The organism is Pantoea sp. A4 (assembly GCF_000295955.2).
Classification (GTDB): Bacteria; Pseudomonadota; Gammaproteobacteria; order Enterobacterales; family Enterobacteriaceae; genus Pantoea; species Pantoea multigeneris.
On sequence record NZ_ALXE01000003.1, the window covers coordinates 20291 to 35970 of the forward strand.

15 protein-coding genes are annotated in these 15680 nt (G+C 52.7%); 6 read left to right on the forward strand and 9 right to left on the reverse strand.

Annotated elements, in window-relative coordinates; all coding sequences use genetic code 11:
- Positions 1-49: 49 nt before the first annotated feature.
- Entirely contained in the window at positions 50-1495 is a 1446-nt protein-coding gene (gene tldD, locus B880_RS0101240; RefSeq protein ID WP_017345566.1) for a metalloprotease TldD, read from the forward strand.
- Positions 1496-1523: 28 nt separating this feature from the next.
- Here tldD and aaeR read toward each other — a convergent pair whose 3' ends face one another.
- Complete coding sequence (aaeR, locus tag B880_RS0101245) at positions 1524-2447, reverse strand: HTH-type transcriptional activator AaeR (RefSeq protein WP_026042354.1); 924 nt, start codon at positions 2445-2447, stop codon at positions 1524-1526.
- 276 nt (positions 2448-2723) lie between these two features.
- Between aaeR and aaeX the strand changes: the two genes are divergently transcribed.
- Genes aaeX through aaeB form a run of 3 tightly spaced genes read left to right on the forward strand, consistent with a single transcriptional unit; the run spans position 2724 to position 5837 of the window.
- Positions 2724-2927 (forward strand): p-hydroxybenzoic acid efflux pump operon protein AaeX, encoded by a 204-nt coding sequence (gene aaeX / locus B880_RS0101250; protein ID WP_017345568.1) that lies wholly within the window; start codon positions 2724-2726, stop codon positions 2925-2927.
- Positions 2928-2934: 7 nt separating this feature from the next.
- Positions 2935-3867, forward strand: coding sequence for a p-hydroxybenzoic acid efflux pump subunit AaeA (gene aaeA / locus B880_RS0101255; protein ID WP_026042355.1), 933 nt, complete (start codon positions 2935-2937; stop codon positions 3865-3867).
- An 11-nt stretch (positions 3868-3878) separates the two neighbouring features.
- Positions 3879-5837 carry a p-hydroxybenzoic acid efflux pump subunit AaeB gene (aaeB, locus tag B880_RS0101260; RefSeq protein ID WP_017345570.1) on the forward strand — a complete coding sequence of 653 codons (1959 nt, stop codon included), beginning with the start codon at positions 3879-3881 and terminating at the stop codon, positions 5835-5837.
- Positions 5838-5995: 158 nt separating this feature from the next.
- Here aaeB and yhcN (B880_RS0101265) read toward each other — a convergent pair whose 3' ends face one another.
- The 4 genes from yhcN (B880_RS0101265) to argR all read right to left on the reverse strand — a co-directional run bounded on the left by yhcN (B880_RS0101265) (position 5996) and on the right by argR (position 7944).
- Entirely contained in the window at positions 5996-6268 is a 273-nt protein-coding gene (yhcN, locus tag B880_RS0101265; protein ID WP_017345571.1) for a peroxide/acid stress response protein YhcN, read from the reverse strand.
- A gap of 105 nt (positions 6269-6373) precedes the next feature.
- Positions 6374-6640 carry a YdgH/BhsA/McbA-like domain containing protein gene (locus B880_RS0101270; RefSeq protein WP_017345572.1) on the reverse strand — a complete coding sequence of 89 codons (267 nt, stop codon included), beginning with the start codon at positions 6638-6640 and terminating at the stop codon, positions 6374-6376.
- An 84-nt stretch (positions 6641-6724) separates the two neighbouring features.
- Positions 6725-6988, reverse strand: a complete 264-nt coding sequence (gene yhcN / locus B880_RS0101275; RefSeq protein WP_017345573.1) for a peroxide/acid stress response protein YhcN — start codon at positions 6986-6988, stop codon at positions 6725-6727.
- Between the two features lie 485 nt (positions 6989-7473).
- Positions 7474-7944 (reverse strand): transcriptional regulator ArgR, encoded by a 471-nt coding sequence (argR, locus tag B880_RS0101280; RefSeq protein WP_017345574.1) that lies wholly within the window; start codon positions 7942-7944, stop codon positions 7474-7476.
- A gap of 390 nt (positions 7945-8334) precedes the next feature.
- Between argR and mdh the strand changes: the two genes are divergently transcribed.
- Positions 8335-9270, forward strand: a complete 936-nt coding sequence (gene mdh, locus B880_RS0101285) for a malate dehydrogenase (RefSeq protein ID WP_017345575.1) — start codon at positions 8335-8337, stop codon at positions 9268-9270.
- A 72-nt stretch (positions 9271-9342) separates the two neighbouring features.
- Here mdh and mscM read toward each other — a convergent pair whose 3' ends face one another.
- From mscM to rsgA, 3 genes are all read right to left on the reverse strand, one after another.
- Complete coding sequence (gene mscM / locus B880_RS0101290) at positions 9343-12675, reverse strand: miniconductance mechanosensitive channel MscM (protein ID WP_017345576.1); 3333 nt, start codon at positions 12673-12675, stop codon at positions 9343-9345.
- A gap of 15 nt (positions 12676-12690) precedes the next feature.
- Complete coding sequence (gene asd, locus B880_RS0101295) at positions 12691-13587, reverse strand: archaetidylserine decarboxylase (RefSeq protein ID WP_017345577.1); 897 nt, start codon at positions 13585-13587, stop codon at positions 12691-12693.
- A 113-nt stretch (positions 13588-13700) separates the two neighbouring features.
- On the reverse strand, positions 13701-14756 hold the full coding sequence (rsgA, locus tag B880_RS0101300) for a small ribosomal subunit biogenesis GTPase RsgA (protein ID WP_017345578.1): 1056 nt from the start codon (positions 14754-14756) through the stop codon (positions 13701-13703).
- A 149-nt stretch (positions 14757-14905) separates the two neighbouring features.
- Between rsgA and orn the strand changes: the two genes are divergently transcribed.
- Entirely contained in the window at positions 14906-15454 is a 549-nt protein-coding gene (gene orn, locus B880_RS0101305) for an oligoribonuclease (protein WP_017345579.1), read from the forward strand.
- Positions 15455-15491: 37 nt separating this feature from the next.
- Here orn and B880_RS26980 read toward each other — a convergent pair.
- A partial coding sequence (locus B880_RS26980; RefSeq protein WP_237760977.1) for a hypothetical protein occupies positions 15492-15680 on the reverse strand: 189 nt, incomplete at its 5' end.

Sequence of the window (15680 nt, forward strand, 5' to 3'; positions counted from 1 at the left end):
GAATTGCCGCAGGCTATGATTAACCGAGCACATAATTGAGCGAGAAACGATGACTCTGAACCTGGTAAGTGAGCAGTTACTATCTGCTAACGGTATTAATCAGCAGGACCTTTACTCTCTGTTAGGGCAGCTTTCAGAACGTCGTCTGGATTATGCTGACCTCTATTTTCAGTCCAGCCTGCATGAATCATGGGTGCTGGAAGATAAAATTATTAAAGACGGTTCGTACCATATCGACCAGGGCGTCGGTATTCGCGCCGTCAGCGGTGAAAAAACCGGCTTTGCCTATGCTGACCAAATTACCTTAAACGCGCTGCGTCAGTCTTCTGAAGCGGCACGCAGTATTGTGCGCGAGCAGGGCAACGGCAAGTCTCATACCCTTTCTGCGGTGATCCAGCGCGAACTGTATCGCCCACTTAATCCGCTCGATAGCCTGACTCGTGAAGATAAAATCGCGCTGCTGCACCGCATCGATAAAGTGGCTCGTGCTGCTGACCCGCGTGTACAGGAGGTGAATGCCAGCCTGACCGGTGTCTATGAGCAAGTATTGGTTGCCGCTACGGATGGCACCCTGGCGGCAGATATCCGTCCGCTGGTTCGCCTCTCAGTCAGCGTGTTGGTTGAGCAAGATGGTAAGCGTGAGCGTGGCTCAAGTGGCGGCGGCGCGCGTGTAGGTTATGAGTTCTTCCTGGCTGATGAAGACGGTGAAGTACGTGCTGATGCATGGGCGAAAGAAGCGGTGCGTCTGGCACTGGTGAGCCTTTCGGCCGTTGCGGCACCGGCTGGCGCGTTGCCGGTGGTGTTGGGTGCGGGCTGGCCTGGCGTGCTATTGCATGAAGCGGTAGGACATGGGCTGGAAGGCGATTTCAACCGCCGTGAAACCTCGGTCTTCAGCGGTAAAATGGGCCAGTTGGTCGCTTCAGAACTCTGTACTGTGGTTGATGATGGCACCATTGAAGGGTTGCGTGGCTCACTGGCCGTGGATGACGAAGGTGTGCCAGGTCAGTACAACGTACTGATTGAAAACGGCATTCTGAAAGGCTACATGCAGGATAAGCTCAATGCGCGCCTGATGGGCGTAGCGCCGACCGGTAATGGTCGCCGTGAATCTTATGCGCATCTGCCAATGCCACGTATGACCAACACCTATATGCTGGCCGGTAAGTCGACGCCACAAGAGATTATCGAAAGCGTGGAGTATGGTCTGTATGCACCAAACTTCGGTGGCGGTCAGGTTGATATTACCTCGGGCAAATTTGTCTTCTCAACGTCAGAAGCGTATCTGATCGAGAAAGGCAAAATTACCACCCCGATCAAAGGCGCAACGCTGATTGGCTCCGGTATTGAAGCTATGCAGCAAATCTCCATGGTGGGTAACGATCTGGCGCTGGATAAAGGCGTTGGCGTTTGCGGTAAAGAGGGACAGAGCGTACCGGTAGGTGTTGGCCAGCCAACGCTGAAGCTCGATAACATCACCGTCGGCGGCACGGCCTGATTTTCCTCTGAGGCGGCGCTCTGCCGCCTCATTTCAAACTGACACGATGTTGCTGATACTGCTGCGATACCGTACGGAAATACTCGGTCAGATAATCAATGCATACCTGCACTTTCAACGGCATCTTGTCTTTCTCGGTATACAGCGCATAGACCGGACGCGGTTCTGACTGATATTTAGGGAACAGAATGTCGATATCCCCCTGAGTTATCTCATCAATCACCCACATCAGTGGCACATAGGCGATGCCGCAGCCCGCTTTCAGCCAACGAATCAGGGTTAATGAGTCATTGGTGACAAAGCGCCCCTGCGGAGACAGGCGCGTTACCACGCCTTCCGGCGTTATCAGCTCAAAATTATTATCTGGACGTACGCTGTATTCCAGCCAGGAAAGGTTATCGATATCACTTGGTTTCTCTGGCGTGCCTTGTTTCGCCAGATAGCTGCGTGCGGCGCATACGACCATTGGCATCGCACCGAGGCGGCGTGAAAACAGGCTGGAATTTTCCAGATGGCCAACGCGGATCACTAAATCCAGCCCGTTGGCGATCAGGTCTGGTGCCGGGCTGCCGGTGACCAGGTTGACGCTCAGGCCGGGATAATCGCGCAGCATATTGGTCGTCATATCAGCCAGCACGTTTTGCGCCATGGTGGAAGAACTGCCGATACGCAACACACCTATCGGCGTATTGTTGAAAGCATACAGCTGCTCATGCACCTGCGCGGCTTCACCCAACATCCGACGACAGCCCTGATAATAGATTTTGCCCGCTTCGGTGAGGCCGAGGCTGCGGGTGCTTCGATTCAGCAGTTTAACTTGTAGGTCATCTTCCAGTTTGGCGACGATCTGGCTGATGGATGAGACGCTAAGATGAAGCTGTCTGGCGGCGGCGGTAAACGAACCTAATTCAACCACTTTGGCGAATACCGACATGCCTTTAAGTCGTTCCATTGTTTACTCTGGCTAAAAAGTGATTTAGCTCACATTAAGTAGAAAAATTATAGTAAGGCGCGTTACTATATGCGTGCCGGGCCCCTCTTCGCTGCTCCGTATATTCTGACGCGTGGTGATTGCCCTTCAGGGCAATGTCGCTAATATCCCTGATGATACGCTATTATTAACCCAGCCGTAGTGAGGTGTTGTGCCATCTCAACATCATAAACCTACCGTGCAGTATTGCGGTGGGCAACTCTGGAGCGTCCGGCGCAGTCAAACTAAGGATCCCTGATGAGCGTGCTTCCGGTTTTTGTCGTGTTTGGGCTCTCTTTCCCGCCCATATTTGTAGAGTTGATCGTTTCACTGTTGTTGTTCTGGTTAGTGAAGCGAGTGCTGACACCCAGCGGTATCTATGACCTTGTCTGGCATCCAGCACTGTTTAACACAGCGCTTTACTGCTGTGTGTTTTATCTGGTATCCCGTCTATTTGTCTGAGGTTTAAGTGAAAACACTAATAAGAAAAATCGCGCGCTACGTGATTACTCTGCTGCTGGTGATCATTGCAATCGTTATCATTTTTCGTGCCTGGTTTTTTTATACAGAATCCCCGTGGACGCGCGATGCTCGCTTTGCCGCTGATGTCGTGGCGATCGCACCGGATGTCACCGGTCTGATCACTGACGTGCCAGTGCGTGATAACCAACTGGTGAAAAAGGGCGACACGCTGTTTGTGGTCGACCGCCCGCGTTACCAGAAAGCGCTGGATGAAGCTCAGGCTGATGTCGAATACTACCAGGCGCTGGTGAACGAGAAACGCCGTGAAGCAACGCGTCGTAATCAACTCGGCACTGCGGCAATGTCGCGTGAAGCTATCGAACAGTCGAACAACGATTTACAAACCAGCGAGCATCAGCTGGCAAAATCCGTGGCAACGCGTGATTTAGCGCAAATCGATCTTGATCGAACCAATATTCGTGCGCCTGCGGATGGCTGGGTAACCAACCTGAATGCCTATCAGGGTGAGTTCATCAACCGCGGCTCTGTAGCCGTGGCACTGGTGCAGAAGGGCACTTACCATGTGCTGGCTTATCTTGAAGAGACGAAGCTGCACGGCCTGCAACCGGGTTACCGCGCTGAAATCACGCCACTGGGCAGTAACATTGTGCTGCGTGGCACGGTAGAAAGCGTAGCGGCTGGTGTTACCAACAGCAGCAGCAGCGTGGACAGCAAAGGCATGGCTACCGTAGATTCAAACCTGGAGTGGGTGCGTTTAGCGCAGCGCGTTCCAGTGCGAATCCACCTCGATGAGCAGCCTGGTAATCGCTTCCCGGCGGGCACCACGGCAACGGTGGTCATCACCGGTAAAGAAGATCGTAAAGCTGAACATGTCTCTCCAATAGGTAAATTGTTCAATCGGTTACGTGAATTCGGTTAACCGGAGGTGAGATGATTGAGTTTCTCCGCTTCCCGGTTAAGTTGGCCTTTGCCTTAGTCTCGGCACTGTTCATTGGTTTTCATTTTAATCTGGAAACCCCCCGCTGGGCCGTGATGACGGCGGGGATTGTCGCTGGCGGCACGGCTTTTGCTGCGGGTGGCGATCCCTATTCCGGTGCGCTGCGCTATCGCGGCATTCTACGTATTATCGGTACTTTTATCGGCTCAATTGCCGCTGTAACTATCATGATGGCGACGGTGCGTGCACCCGCTATTATGTTGCTACTGTGTTGTATTTGGGCCGGTGTCTGTGTCTGGATCTCCTCGTTAATTAAAGTCGAAAACTCCTACGCGCTGGGGCTGGCAGGCTATACCGCATTAATTATTGTGATCACGGCTGATGCCAGTGGTGCACTGACGCTAGCACCGCAGTTTGCCGTGGAACGCTGTAGCGAGATTGTGCTCGGCATTCTGTGTGCCATTCTGGCTGATATCCTCTTTTCACCGCGTTCGATTAAAAAAGTGATCGATAACGAAGTGGATTCTCTGCTGGTAGCACAGTTCAAGCTGCTGCAACTCTGTGTAGCTCATGGTGATAACAAAGAGGAAGTGGATAAGGCCTGGAGCACGCTGGTGCGTCGCACTACCGCGCTGAAAGGGATGCGTAGCCAGCTTTTGATGGAGTCTTCACGCTGGAAAAATGTCGCTACTCGCCTCGAAGCCCTGCATTCGCTTTCGTTAACCATGATTACCCAGGCGACAGAAACCTTCCTGATTAAAAATGTTCGTCCTGACTATCTGCCGCCCCAGTTTTCCCTGCTGATTGAAAAAGAGGTGGAGAGCGTTGCGGATGTGCACAGGCGCTTAAAAGTCTTGCGTCGCGTGTTCAGTGCCAGCGGTAATAAAACACTGCCGGTGACGCTGGGCAGTTGGGTAGGCGCAGCGACGGAGTACTTGCTGCTAATGAACGGCGTGAAAACCAACAGCCGCATCAGCAGCATCGAAAGTGGGATTTTGCAGCGTGATATTATCGTGCCTGGGCGATCAGCTGAAACGCACCATGCGATGATCAACGGTATCCGTACTTTTGTCTCGCTGGCGCTGGGCTGCTTCTTCTGGCTGTACACCGGCTGGACTTCAGGCAGCGGCTGCGTCGTGATGATGGGGGTGATCACCGCACTGGCCATGCGTGTACCTAACCCATTGGGCATGGTCATGGACTTTGTCTACGGCATGATGGTCGCACTGCCGCTGGGAGCACTCTATTTCATGGTGATCATGCCGGCCACACAGCAAAGCATGTTATTGCTGTGCATCTCTCTCGGTGTGATGGCCTTTATCAGCGGAATTTTGATTCAGCGACGTCAGGTTGGGACGCTCGGCGCGTTGATTGGCACCATTAACATTTTGGTGCTGGAAAACCCGATGCAGTTTCAGTTTAAGGTGTTCCTCGATAACGCGCTGGGGCAGATCATTGGCTGCTTCCTGTCACTGCTGGTGATCTTGATCATCCGTGATAACTCAAAAGCCCGCACCGGACGTAAAATTCTCAACCGCTTTATGTATGCAGCAGTCTCCGCCATGACCACGAATCAGGCCAGACGCCGGGAAAACCATTTACCCGCGCTGTATCAGCAGTTGTTTATGTTGCTTAATCTGTTCCCCGGCGATATTGAAAAATACCGTATTGCCCTGACGCTGGTGATTAGCCATCAACGTTTGCGACGGGCTGAGATCCCGATCAATGCCGATCTCTCGGCTTACCACCGGCAATTACGTAGCACCGCCGATCGGGTTGTTGCAGCAAGCAATGATGAGAAGCGAGCCTATTACTTCCAGCGTTTGCTGCAAGAGCTCAAGGTTTATCAGGAAAAGTTAGTGCAGTATGACGCTCCCACCGGGGTTATCGAACCGGTACACCGCCTGGCAGCAATGCTAGATAAGTACCAGAACACCCTGATTCGTATCTAACGTCTAACCGCCGCAGCAATGCCGGCGGTTTTTTTTCCCCTGTCCTTCAGGCAAAAAAAAACGACGCCCAGATAAGCGTCGTTTGTTCGGTAACCCCGGTGCTGCAAAAAAGGGCCCCGGCAGGCGGGGCCAAAGGTCGTCAACGGATTGACGAGGAATTACTTATAGAGCTCAGCGGTGACGTGATAGCTGTCACCGGTGCGTGCTTCGATAACCCTGTACGCACTGGCTCCCTGCGCATTTGCTTTTTCAGAAAGCTGGGCGCGGTAGTCCATAGGCGATCCGGCAGTGCCGCTGATAGTGATAGTGCTACCGACAGATTGCAGATTCTGTTCATCAACCTGCTGTTGTGTAACCAGTTGCGCTGCAGAAGCGCCAAAAGTCATCACAGAGAGCAGGCCGAGGGTGGCGATGCTGGCTTTGATTTTCATTCTTTTTCTCCAGAGTTAAATCAACAACCTGCGGTGTGCATAGCTTCAGGGCCGGTCGTCGAAAGCATGGCTGGCACCGTTACTCGGTGCCATTGACCATCGTTATTATTTATACAGTTCAGCGGTGTAGTGGTAAGTGTTGTCACGGTTAGCTTCGATGATGCGGTAGTGGCTAGCACCCTGAGCATCGGCTTTCTCTGACAGTGCCTGACGAATGTTGGTCTGGTCGCCATCAATACCGCTAACGCTAACAGTCTGATTCATTGATTGCAGGCCAGCCGCCTGATCGTTGCTAACCAGTGATGCAGCGTGGGCACCGACAGAAAGCAGTGATGCCAGACCGATGATTGCGATGGTTAATTTGGTTTTCATGTTGTTATCTCCGAAAAAGGTCTCAGTGGCCTGGAGCTATGGCTACGACGGGCCACTGTGGTATGACAGTGAGTTGGCCGAAACTTAGTTGTACAGTTCAGCGGTCGCGTGATAGTTGCCGTTGTTATAAGCCTCAATCACACGGTATGCCTTAGCACCTTGTTTATCGGCTTGTTGATTCAGCTGCTGGTTGATGTCAGACGGTGCGCCGTCGATACCGCTTACGCTGATGGTGCCTAAAGAGTGCAGGCCCTGCGCCTGGGTGGTATCAATGCTTTGTGCGGCGAAAGCGCCGAATGACAGTGCAGATAACATGCCCACAGCGGCAATAGCAGTTTTAATTTTCATATTCATTTCCTCGTCGTATCTTTTTTTCTTCATCTTCGTGTGATTCTCATCACGGAAATAAGTATAGAACTAATAACCTTTGAAATTAATACTCTGCTAATAATGATTGGTTGTTATCCGTTGTCCTTATGCGTCATTTTAATAACGGAAAGTTATAAAAGATGCTTATTGGTGATGGTTGAGAGGGTATTTATATTTAAAAACAAGCACATAGGGTAATTTATCGTTTTGTGCGAAAACAGTTGGTTTATTGATCTGCTAAATGATCTGATTCCAGTTATTTAAACTGGTTTATTTGTGCCTAATAGTGAAAAACGACACATAATGATAAAAATGCGAAAGGGTCTAGCGTCAGGGTAGGTATGGAGACAAGCGAAGCGTGTTTTTTAACACTATGATTTTAAAGCTTTAAATGTTTTATCCAACGCGAAGGGAGAGACAGGAATGTTGCCAGCAGGTTAACCGCTGGCAAAGGCGAGCGGTAGTTAAAGCTCCTGCTCAAACAGGTCGATTACGGCGTCGTGTAACTGCTTAACCGTGAAGGCGCGCGCTGGGGTAATGAAGATGGTGTCATCCCCGGCAATGGTGCCGAGAATGCCTTCCGCTTTACCGAGCGAGTCGAGCAGACGGGCGATCAGCTGTGCGGCCCCTGGGCTGGTGTGAATGACGACTAAAGCGTCGTTGTAGTCGATATCCAGCACCAGGTTTTTCAGTGGGCTGGTGGTGGTCGGAACGCCCAGTTCGGCGGGCAGGCAGTAAACCATCTCCATTTTGGCGTTGCGCGTACGCACCGCACCAAATTTGGTCAACATGCGTGAGACTTTGGACTGATTAATGTTTTCAAAGCCCTCTTCCTGCAGAGCAGCGACAATTTCACCCTGTGAGCTGAATTTTTCCTGTTTCAGCAGTGCCTTAAAGGCTTTGATAAGATCATCTTGTTTGCTTGGATTACGCATAAGTTACCAGGTTAAGGAGTATCAATAAGGCGAGAGCCTGCGTGGCGTTGACATTATTATGCAGTTAAGTGAATTTTTATGCAATTGATACGTAGCGCTTTTGCTATTGCTAAACAGGCGGCCAGGGATAATAGCAAATTAAGCCAGGCCTGAGCAAAAGAGGATCGGCTGGCGCACAGCAGGGCGGTGATTCTTGTTATATGCTTGATTTGTAGTTTGACGATATCACTGCCGAACCCTGTCTGCGACGTTTGCTGGCAACGGTCATTCAACGGCGGTGCAGGTGGCTCATAACCCGATAAGCTACCGCACAGGCTGTTGTGAAGTTGATTAGGTCACATCAGAGGGTTTTCCGGCTCTTCACTGCTCCACCTTAATAAGGAGTTCAGGATGAAAGTTGCTGTTCTTGGTGCCGCAGGCGGCATAGGCCAGGCGCTGGCGCTGCTGTTGAAAACCCAACTTCCCGCTGGATCAGAGCTTACGCTGTACGATATCGCCCCGGTGACACCGGGTGTGGCGGTTGATCTCAGCCATATTCCAACGGCAGTCAAAGTGCAGGGGTTCAGTGGGGAAGATGCCTCCCCGGCTCTCAAAGGTGCTGATGTGGTATTGATCTCAGCGGGAGTTGCGCGCAAACCGGGTATGGATCGTGCCGATCTGTTTAACGTGAATGCCGGCATCGTGCGTAACCTGATCGAACAAGTGGCAGAAACAGCCCCGAAAGCACTGATCGCCGTGATCACTAATCCGGTTAATACCACGGTGGCGATTGCGGCTGAGGTACTGAAAAAAGCCGGTGTCTACGATAAAAATCGCCTGTTTGGTGTGACCACGCTTGATGTGATTCGGGCAAAAACCTTTGTGGCGGAGCTCAAGCACAAACCGCTGGAAGCGATTGAAGTGCCTGTTGTGGGAGGCCACTCTGGCGTGACGATTTTGCCCTTGTTGTCTCAGGTGGCTGGGGTGACGTTTAGCGACCAGGAAGTGGCAGAGATGACCAAACGTATCCAGAATGCGGGTACGGAAGTGGTAGGGGCTAAAGCCGGTGGTGGATCGGCAACCCTGTCGATGGGACAAGCGGCGGCTCGACTGGGGTTGGCTCTGGTGCGTGCGCTGCAGGGTGAAGAGCAGGTGATTGAGTATGCTTATGTTGAAGGCAGCGGTGAGTACGCTCGCTTCTTTGCTCAGCCGCTGTTACTGGGTAAGGGCGGTATCGTGGAACGTAAGCCGATTGGCCCTCTTAGTCAATTCGAACAGGCGGCACTGAATGGGATGCTAGCGACGCTAAAAAAAGACATCGAGCTGGGTGAGGAGTTTGTGAAATAGCCGGGCTTTAAGTGACAACGGTCAATAACTGAAAAACCGCCCGACGGTAAGCCGGGCGGTTTTGTTTTGCGGTTACAGACCGCCCGAACGGTAAGTGCGGCCCGCAGGCGTACCATTGCTGGCCGGGATTTTTTTACTGCCGTTTTCCATGCGCATCTGGAAAGGTGGGAAGGGCATTTCAATCCCATGCGCTTCAAACCCTTGCAGAATCAACCGATGTAGCTCGTGACGCAGTGGCATACGATGTCCCATCTCAGCCGCATAAATACGTAGCTCAAACAGTTGGATACCCTGCTGTAAATCCACCAGGAAGACATCCGGCGTCGGATTATCCAGCACATAGCTACAGCGGTTAGCCGCCTGGAGAAGCAGGTTGGTCACCTCATCGCTATTAGCATGTGCGGGTGCTGGAATGGTTAATACCACACGTGAAACCGAGTCAGACAGCGTCCAGTTAACAAACTGCTCAGTGATAAATGCCTTGTTCGGCACAATGATCTCTTTACGATCCCAGTCGGTAATCGTCGTGGCTCGCGTGTTAATACGGGTAATACTGCCGGTGAGATCGCGAATCGTCACGGTGTCGCCAATACGAATCGGCTTTTCGAACAGGATAATCAGGCCAGAGATAAAGTTGGCAAAGATCTCCTGCAAGCCAAAACCCAGCCCAAAGGTCAGTGCTGCCACCAGCCATTGCAGCTTCGCCCACTCGATGCCCAGCAGAGAAAAGCTTAACAGGCCGCCTACTACCATCAGCACATATTTAGTAACGGTAGTGATGGCGTAACCGCTGCCAGGACGTAAATCGAGATGCTGTAATAATGCCAGTTCAAGCAGCGCGGGCATATTACGCACCAGCTGTGCGGTAATAAATAGCACCAAAATGGCGATGAGTACCGAACCAAGGGTAATGGGCTGAATGCTATCCACCCCCTGAACCGTGGTGCTGACATCCCACAAGCGGATGTTCTCGAGGAAGCCAAACGCAGAGTGCAGTTCTGACCACAGGGCAATAACCGAAATCAACGCAAGCAGTGTCAGAATCGACCGTACCAGGCGCAATGACTGCGCACTGATCGCATCCAGATCGACCACCGGTTCTTCATTCTCTATGCTGCCTTCACCGGCGGAAAGAGGCTCTTTTTCCTCTTCGCCGCGTGCACGTGTAGCCAGCATTTCGGCACGACGCTGGCGAGCACGATCAAAGGCGAGCCGCCGCCGTTGGATCAACATCCAGCGCCGAATAATGTGGTAAATCACCAGGAGCAGGAACCAGATCCCAACCGATGTCTCCAGACGTGCCAGCAACGCCTGAGCGGTCGCCAGATAGCCCAGCGTTGAGGCCAGTGCGGCGATCAGTGGAATCGCAATCATGATATTCCACAGGATGCGGTTAATGATGTTATCGCCATTGCCCTCTTTATCGAGGTAGAGCGGAATGCCTGCACGTTTCAGGCTGACGGTAACAATGCTCAATGCGCCGCAGATCAGGATAAAGCACAGTCGCCCCAGCGTGGCTGAGAACTGACGATCTTCCAGGTTAGCAAAGGCGATCAACAGCATGATCAGCGGCACGATCAGGCCAATGGTCAGCGAGTAGTATCGCATCGCACGTGCAACGCGGATTTGTGGCCAACGGAAATGGACAATAAACAGGCCATCGCTACGGGCAAAAGTCGCACTGATCATAAAGGCCCACAGCAGCGGCAGCGTGGCGGTAATGCCGTCTCCGACCGCAACTGCGATCGGATAGGGCCAGGCGTGTTGCAGGCCATAGCCGAGGGTGGCCCACAATACCGGCAGCGGAATCGCCACCAAGATCGACCACAGTACCGTGCGCAGTGTCAGGCCGAAGCGGTCCTGAGTCACTTTACCGACTTTGCTGGCTGCACGTTCCATAAAGGTGTGGAAGTGTCGACGCGTGCGGATACTGAAACCGACCAGCAACAGCGCACCGATTACCGGCAACAGCGTTTCCTGGCTGGTGAACATCATCGCGATAGCTTTACCCAACTGACCGAGGGTATCCAGAGACAGTAGCCGCGTGAGGTCGCGCGCGACATCTACCGGGTAGCTCAGGCTGATGGGGCTAATGTCAGCGGTCCAGAACAGATAGCGGTGCGTCGCTTCCTGAACCTCCCCGAGCGCATCCTGCAACTGCGTATTCGCAACTTGCAGTTTGGTGATTTCCAGAATCAGCGTGTCGCTGCCGGAAATCAACGAGTTCAGCAGTTCACGCTGGGTTTTCAACTGCGCGTCGAGAATGCGTTTTTGCTCGTTGGTGAAAGGGGTGCCATCAGGTTGGCTGGCATTGCGTAGCGAATCCTGCTTTTGCAACAGATTATCAAAATAGAGACGCTGGACGCGCAGCTGGCCCATTTCAGCATCAATCGGCTGATTCTTGGGCATATCGGGGAGCCGGGCGACTTGCGCACGCAAGGCTTCACCCAGCAGGTTAGACGTCCCCAGCCACTGTGACTGTTCACGGAGGGTGCTGAGTGCCTGACGAACCTGAATGATCTGATTGGTCGCCAATCGCTGCTGCGAGGCGACAAGATCCATGCGTTGTGCCTGCTGATTCAGCGATGAAGAGAGATCGCGGTTAACCCGAAACTGCTCGCTAATGGCCGGTGGCATATCGCCGCTGTTTTCTGCTAACTCTTCGGTACGCGCCAAAGCCAGCTCGGCTTCACGCTGGCGCTGATTATTTAATTGATTACGCAGGGCCTGTAGGTAGGCATCCAACTGTGAGGCTTTTTGCTGGTGCAAATCTGCCCGCATCCGCGCCAGTTCCTGGCGATTATTGGCGGACAGCTGTGCTAACTCCAGCTCATCCACCAGCGCTTTGCTGGCGGCGCTTTCTGCCTGCCTGGCCGCAACTTGCGCCAGTGCCAACGGCGTGCCGTTGTTAGCCACCGTGAGCAGGCGTTGTCCTGCTTCGGCCATTGTTCGACGCGCGTCGGTTTGCTGCTGCGGAAGCTGCGAGAGGGAATCGCTGATTTCGCGGGCGCGATCCTGCTCTTGTTGGGTCAGACGGCTCTCTTCCAGCAACTGGCTGCTGACCTGTAGGATTTCTTGATCCAGCTCGGCACTGCTCATATTGCTGCGCACGCTTCTGCTGCTGCTTTCTAGCGCTGCGGTCTGCTGGCGGAGTTCACGCGCCAGACGCGGGAAATCATCAATCACCTGCTGATACTGTTTGGTGTGTTCCAGTGACGTATCACGTTGATTGAGGGAGTTCAGCGCGGCTTCCAGCACCTGAACCTGTTCGGCCTGGGTTGGGTTGGCTTTGGCCGCTTTGGCCTCTTCCAGTGACTGTTTTAACTGGCTTGCATCAGGTATGCCAGCGGCGAAGGCAGTACTGCTGAGCCAGAGGCTCAGCAGGAGAATCAAGAGGGTACGCACGGAAAAAGGCTCAGGTTATTCAGCGGAATCGGCGACGTTGTCTGCCTGCGGCAGGACCAGCGCCAGCGGTTGACCGAGACGGGTTTTGCTCTCTGGCTCAAGGCTTTCAGCCAGTTTTACGCGGCCCGGCGCAAACAGGTTAATCACGGTAGAACCGAGCTTAAAGCGCCCCATCTCCTGACCTTTCAGCAACACTACGGCACCTTCATGGTCGGCAGCCGGGTAGTGCCAGCGCTTGATCACGCCTTCACGCGGAGGCGTAATAGTGCCTGCCCAGACGGTTTCAATGCTGCCAACAATGGTCGCACCCACCAGGATTTGCACCATCGGGCCGATATCCGTATCAAAGTAACAAATGACGCGTTCGTTGCGGGCAAACAGGTTAGGGATGTTACGCGCAGTCAGAGGGTTAACCGAGTAGAGGTCGCCCGGTACGTAGATCATTTCACGTAAAATGCCGTTGCAAGGCATGTGTACCCGGTGGTAATCGCGTGGCGCCAGATAGGTGGTGATGAATTCACCTTCGCAGAACTTCTCTGCCATCGCTTCGTTACCGGCTAACAGCGCATCAATACTGTAGTAGTGACCTTTAGCCTGGAAAATTTGATCGCCTTCGATACGTCCCAACTGGCTCACGGCACCATCGGCAGGCAGTACCACCAGATTGGCATCGGCATCAATCGGACGTGCGCCATCCTTCAGCGGACGTACAAAGAAATCATTGAAGGTGCGATAGCTGGCAGTGTCAGGCTTTTGCGCTTCTGCCATGTCGACTTTATAAAACCAGACAAACACATCAATGACGGCTTTGGTCAACCAGCCACCCCGTTTGCTGGCACCCCAACCCGCGAGTTCGGTAAGCCCTTTTTTCGGGAGAAGATGATTCAAGCCGAGTTTTAAACGATCAAGCACTTTAGCCTCCTGGCTATCTCGTGAATATTTCGCGGTACCCCAGTAGATGGCGCAGCAAAAGGGGCGGATTGTAGCAGCGCCCTGATTTATTGGCGAATATGCCTTTCTAGCGCTTAATCATCGCTAGCGGAAAAGTTTTTACGCGTTTTTACCTGCACTTGTTCCATGCTTTCCAGAATGCGGTGGTAGTTATCGAAGCGGGACTCATTGATCACGCCGTTTTCCACCGCTTCACGCAATGCACAACCGGGATCGTTGCCATGCTTACAGTCACGGAATTTACAAGTGCCAAGGAACTCGCGAAATTCGACAAAGCCCTGAGTGATTTGTTCCGCTTCCAGGTGCCATAAACCAAACTCACGCACGCCCGGTGAGTCAATCACGTCACCGCCATGCGGGAAGTGATACAACCGTGCTGCGGTTGTGGTGTGCTGACCCAAACCTGAGACGTCTGAAACGTCATTGGTCAAAATTTCACTCTGATCCTGGCTGTTAAAGCCAAGGAGTGCGTTCAGCAAACTGGATTTTCCTACGCCTGACTGGCCCGCAAAAATACTGATGCGGCCCGTCAGCGCAGCTTCTAAATCGGCCAGGCCATTTTTACGGTGGCTGGAGACCAGCAGCACGCGATAGCCAATGTGACGATAGATATCCATCTGTTCTTCAACAAAGGCCAGCGCTGCATCATCCAGTAAATCGACTTTGTTCAATACCAGTAGCGGCTCAATCCCGAGGGTTTCACTGGCGACCAGGTAGCGATCGATGATGTTGAGTGATAATTCCGGCAGAATGGCAGAAACAATCACAATCTGGTCGATATTGGCGGCGATAGGTTTGACGCCGTCATAATAGTCCGGACGAGTCAGGACGTTTTGCCGATCGTGGACGGCTTCGACAATCCCCTTGCCGCCGCTCTCAAGGCCAGCGCGCCATACCACGCGATCGCCAGTGACCAGCGAGCGGATAGTACGGCGGATATTACAGCGGTGTACCACACCTGCGCTGTCTTCTACATCAGCGTGCATTCCGAAACGGCTGATTACCATGCCATCGGTAGCTTCACCAAACAGGTTATCGTCAGGCTCCGGTTTTTCCCGGGTCTGTAATCGACGCTGATGGTTAGCGCTTACGCGCCGCTGTTGACCTTTAGACAGTTTATTCTTGCTCACGCATCCTCACAGGTTTTTCGCCAGGCTTCGCCCCGCTGGGCAAAACGTCTATGATACACCTAATTCAGGGCTTTTAACTTATTACGCGGCTTTCAACTCAGGCTGAGCGCCGTAACAGGCCATTTTTTACGTCAACTGCAGGAAACCTCATGACTCAGGGCAATGAAAACAATCTGATTTGGATCGATCTGGAAATGACCGGTCTCGATCCCGAGCGCGACCGCATTATTGAGATCGCTACGCTGGTGACGGATGCCAATCTCAATATCCTGGCTGAAGGCCCAACCCTGGCAGTGCATCAGTCTGATGCCCAGTTAGCCCTGATGGATGAGTGGAATGTCCGTACCCATACCGGCAGCGGCCTGGTTGAACGCGTCAAAGCCAGCCAGTTTGACGACCGGGCAGCCGAGTTAGCGACGCTCGAATTCCTCAAGCAGTGGGTGCCAGCCAACAGTTCACCGATTTGTGGTAACAGTATCGGCCAGGATCGCCGTTTCTTGTTCAAATACATGCCAGAACTGGAAGCCTACTTCCATTATCGTTATCTCGACGTCAGCACGCTGAAAGAACTGGCGCGTCGCTGGAAACCTGAGATCCTGCCAGGCTTCAAAAAAGCCGGTACGCATCAGGCCATGGATGATATTCGCGAGTCGGTGGCAGAGTTGTCTTACTATCGCGAACATTTTTTACAGCTGTAAGTGCCATAACTGCTGCTTAAATCAGCGCTTTGCTGATTTAAGCAGCAAACAAACAAAAAGCGCAAAATTTTGCTTTCAGACTCTTGCAGAGCAAAAGAATTCTCGTATAATGCGCACCCCGTACCGATGAAGAATTTATTTCGGTGCGACGAGTGAAAATCAGCACTCTTAATGCATCACGCAGTGATGAGTTGAAAGTGAAGATGTTGCGGGAATAGCTCAGTTG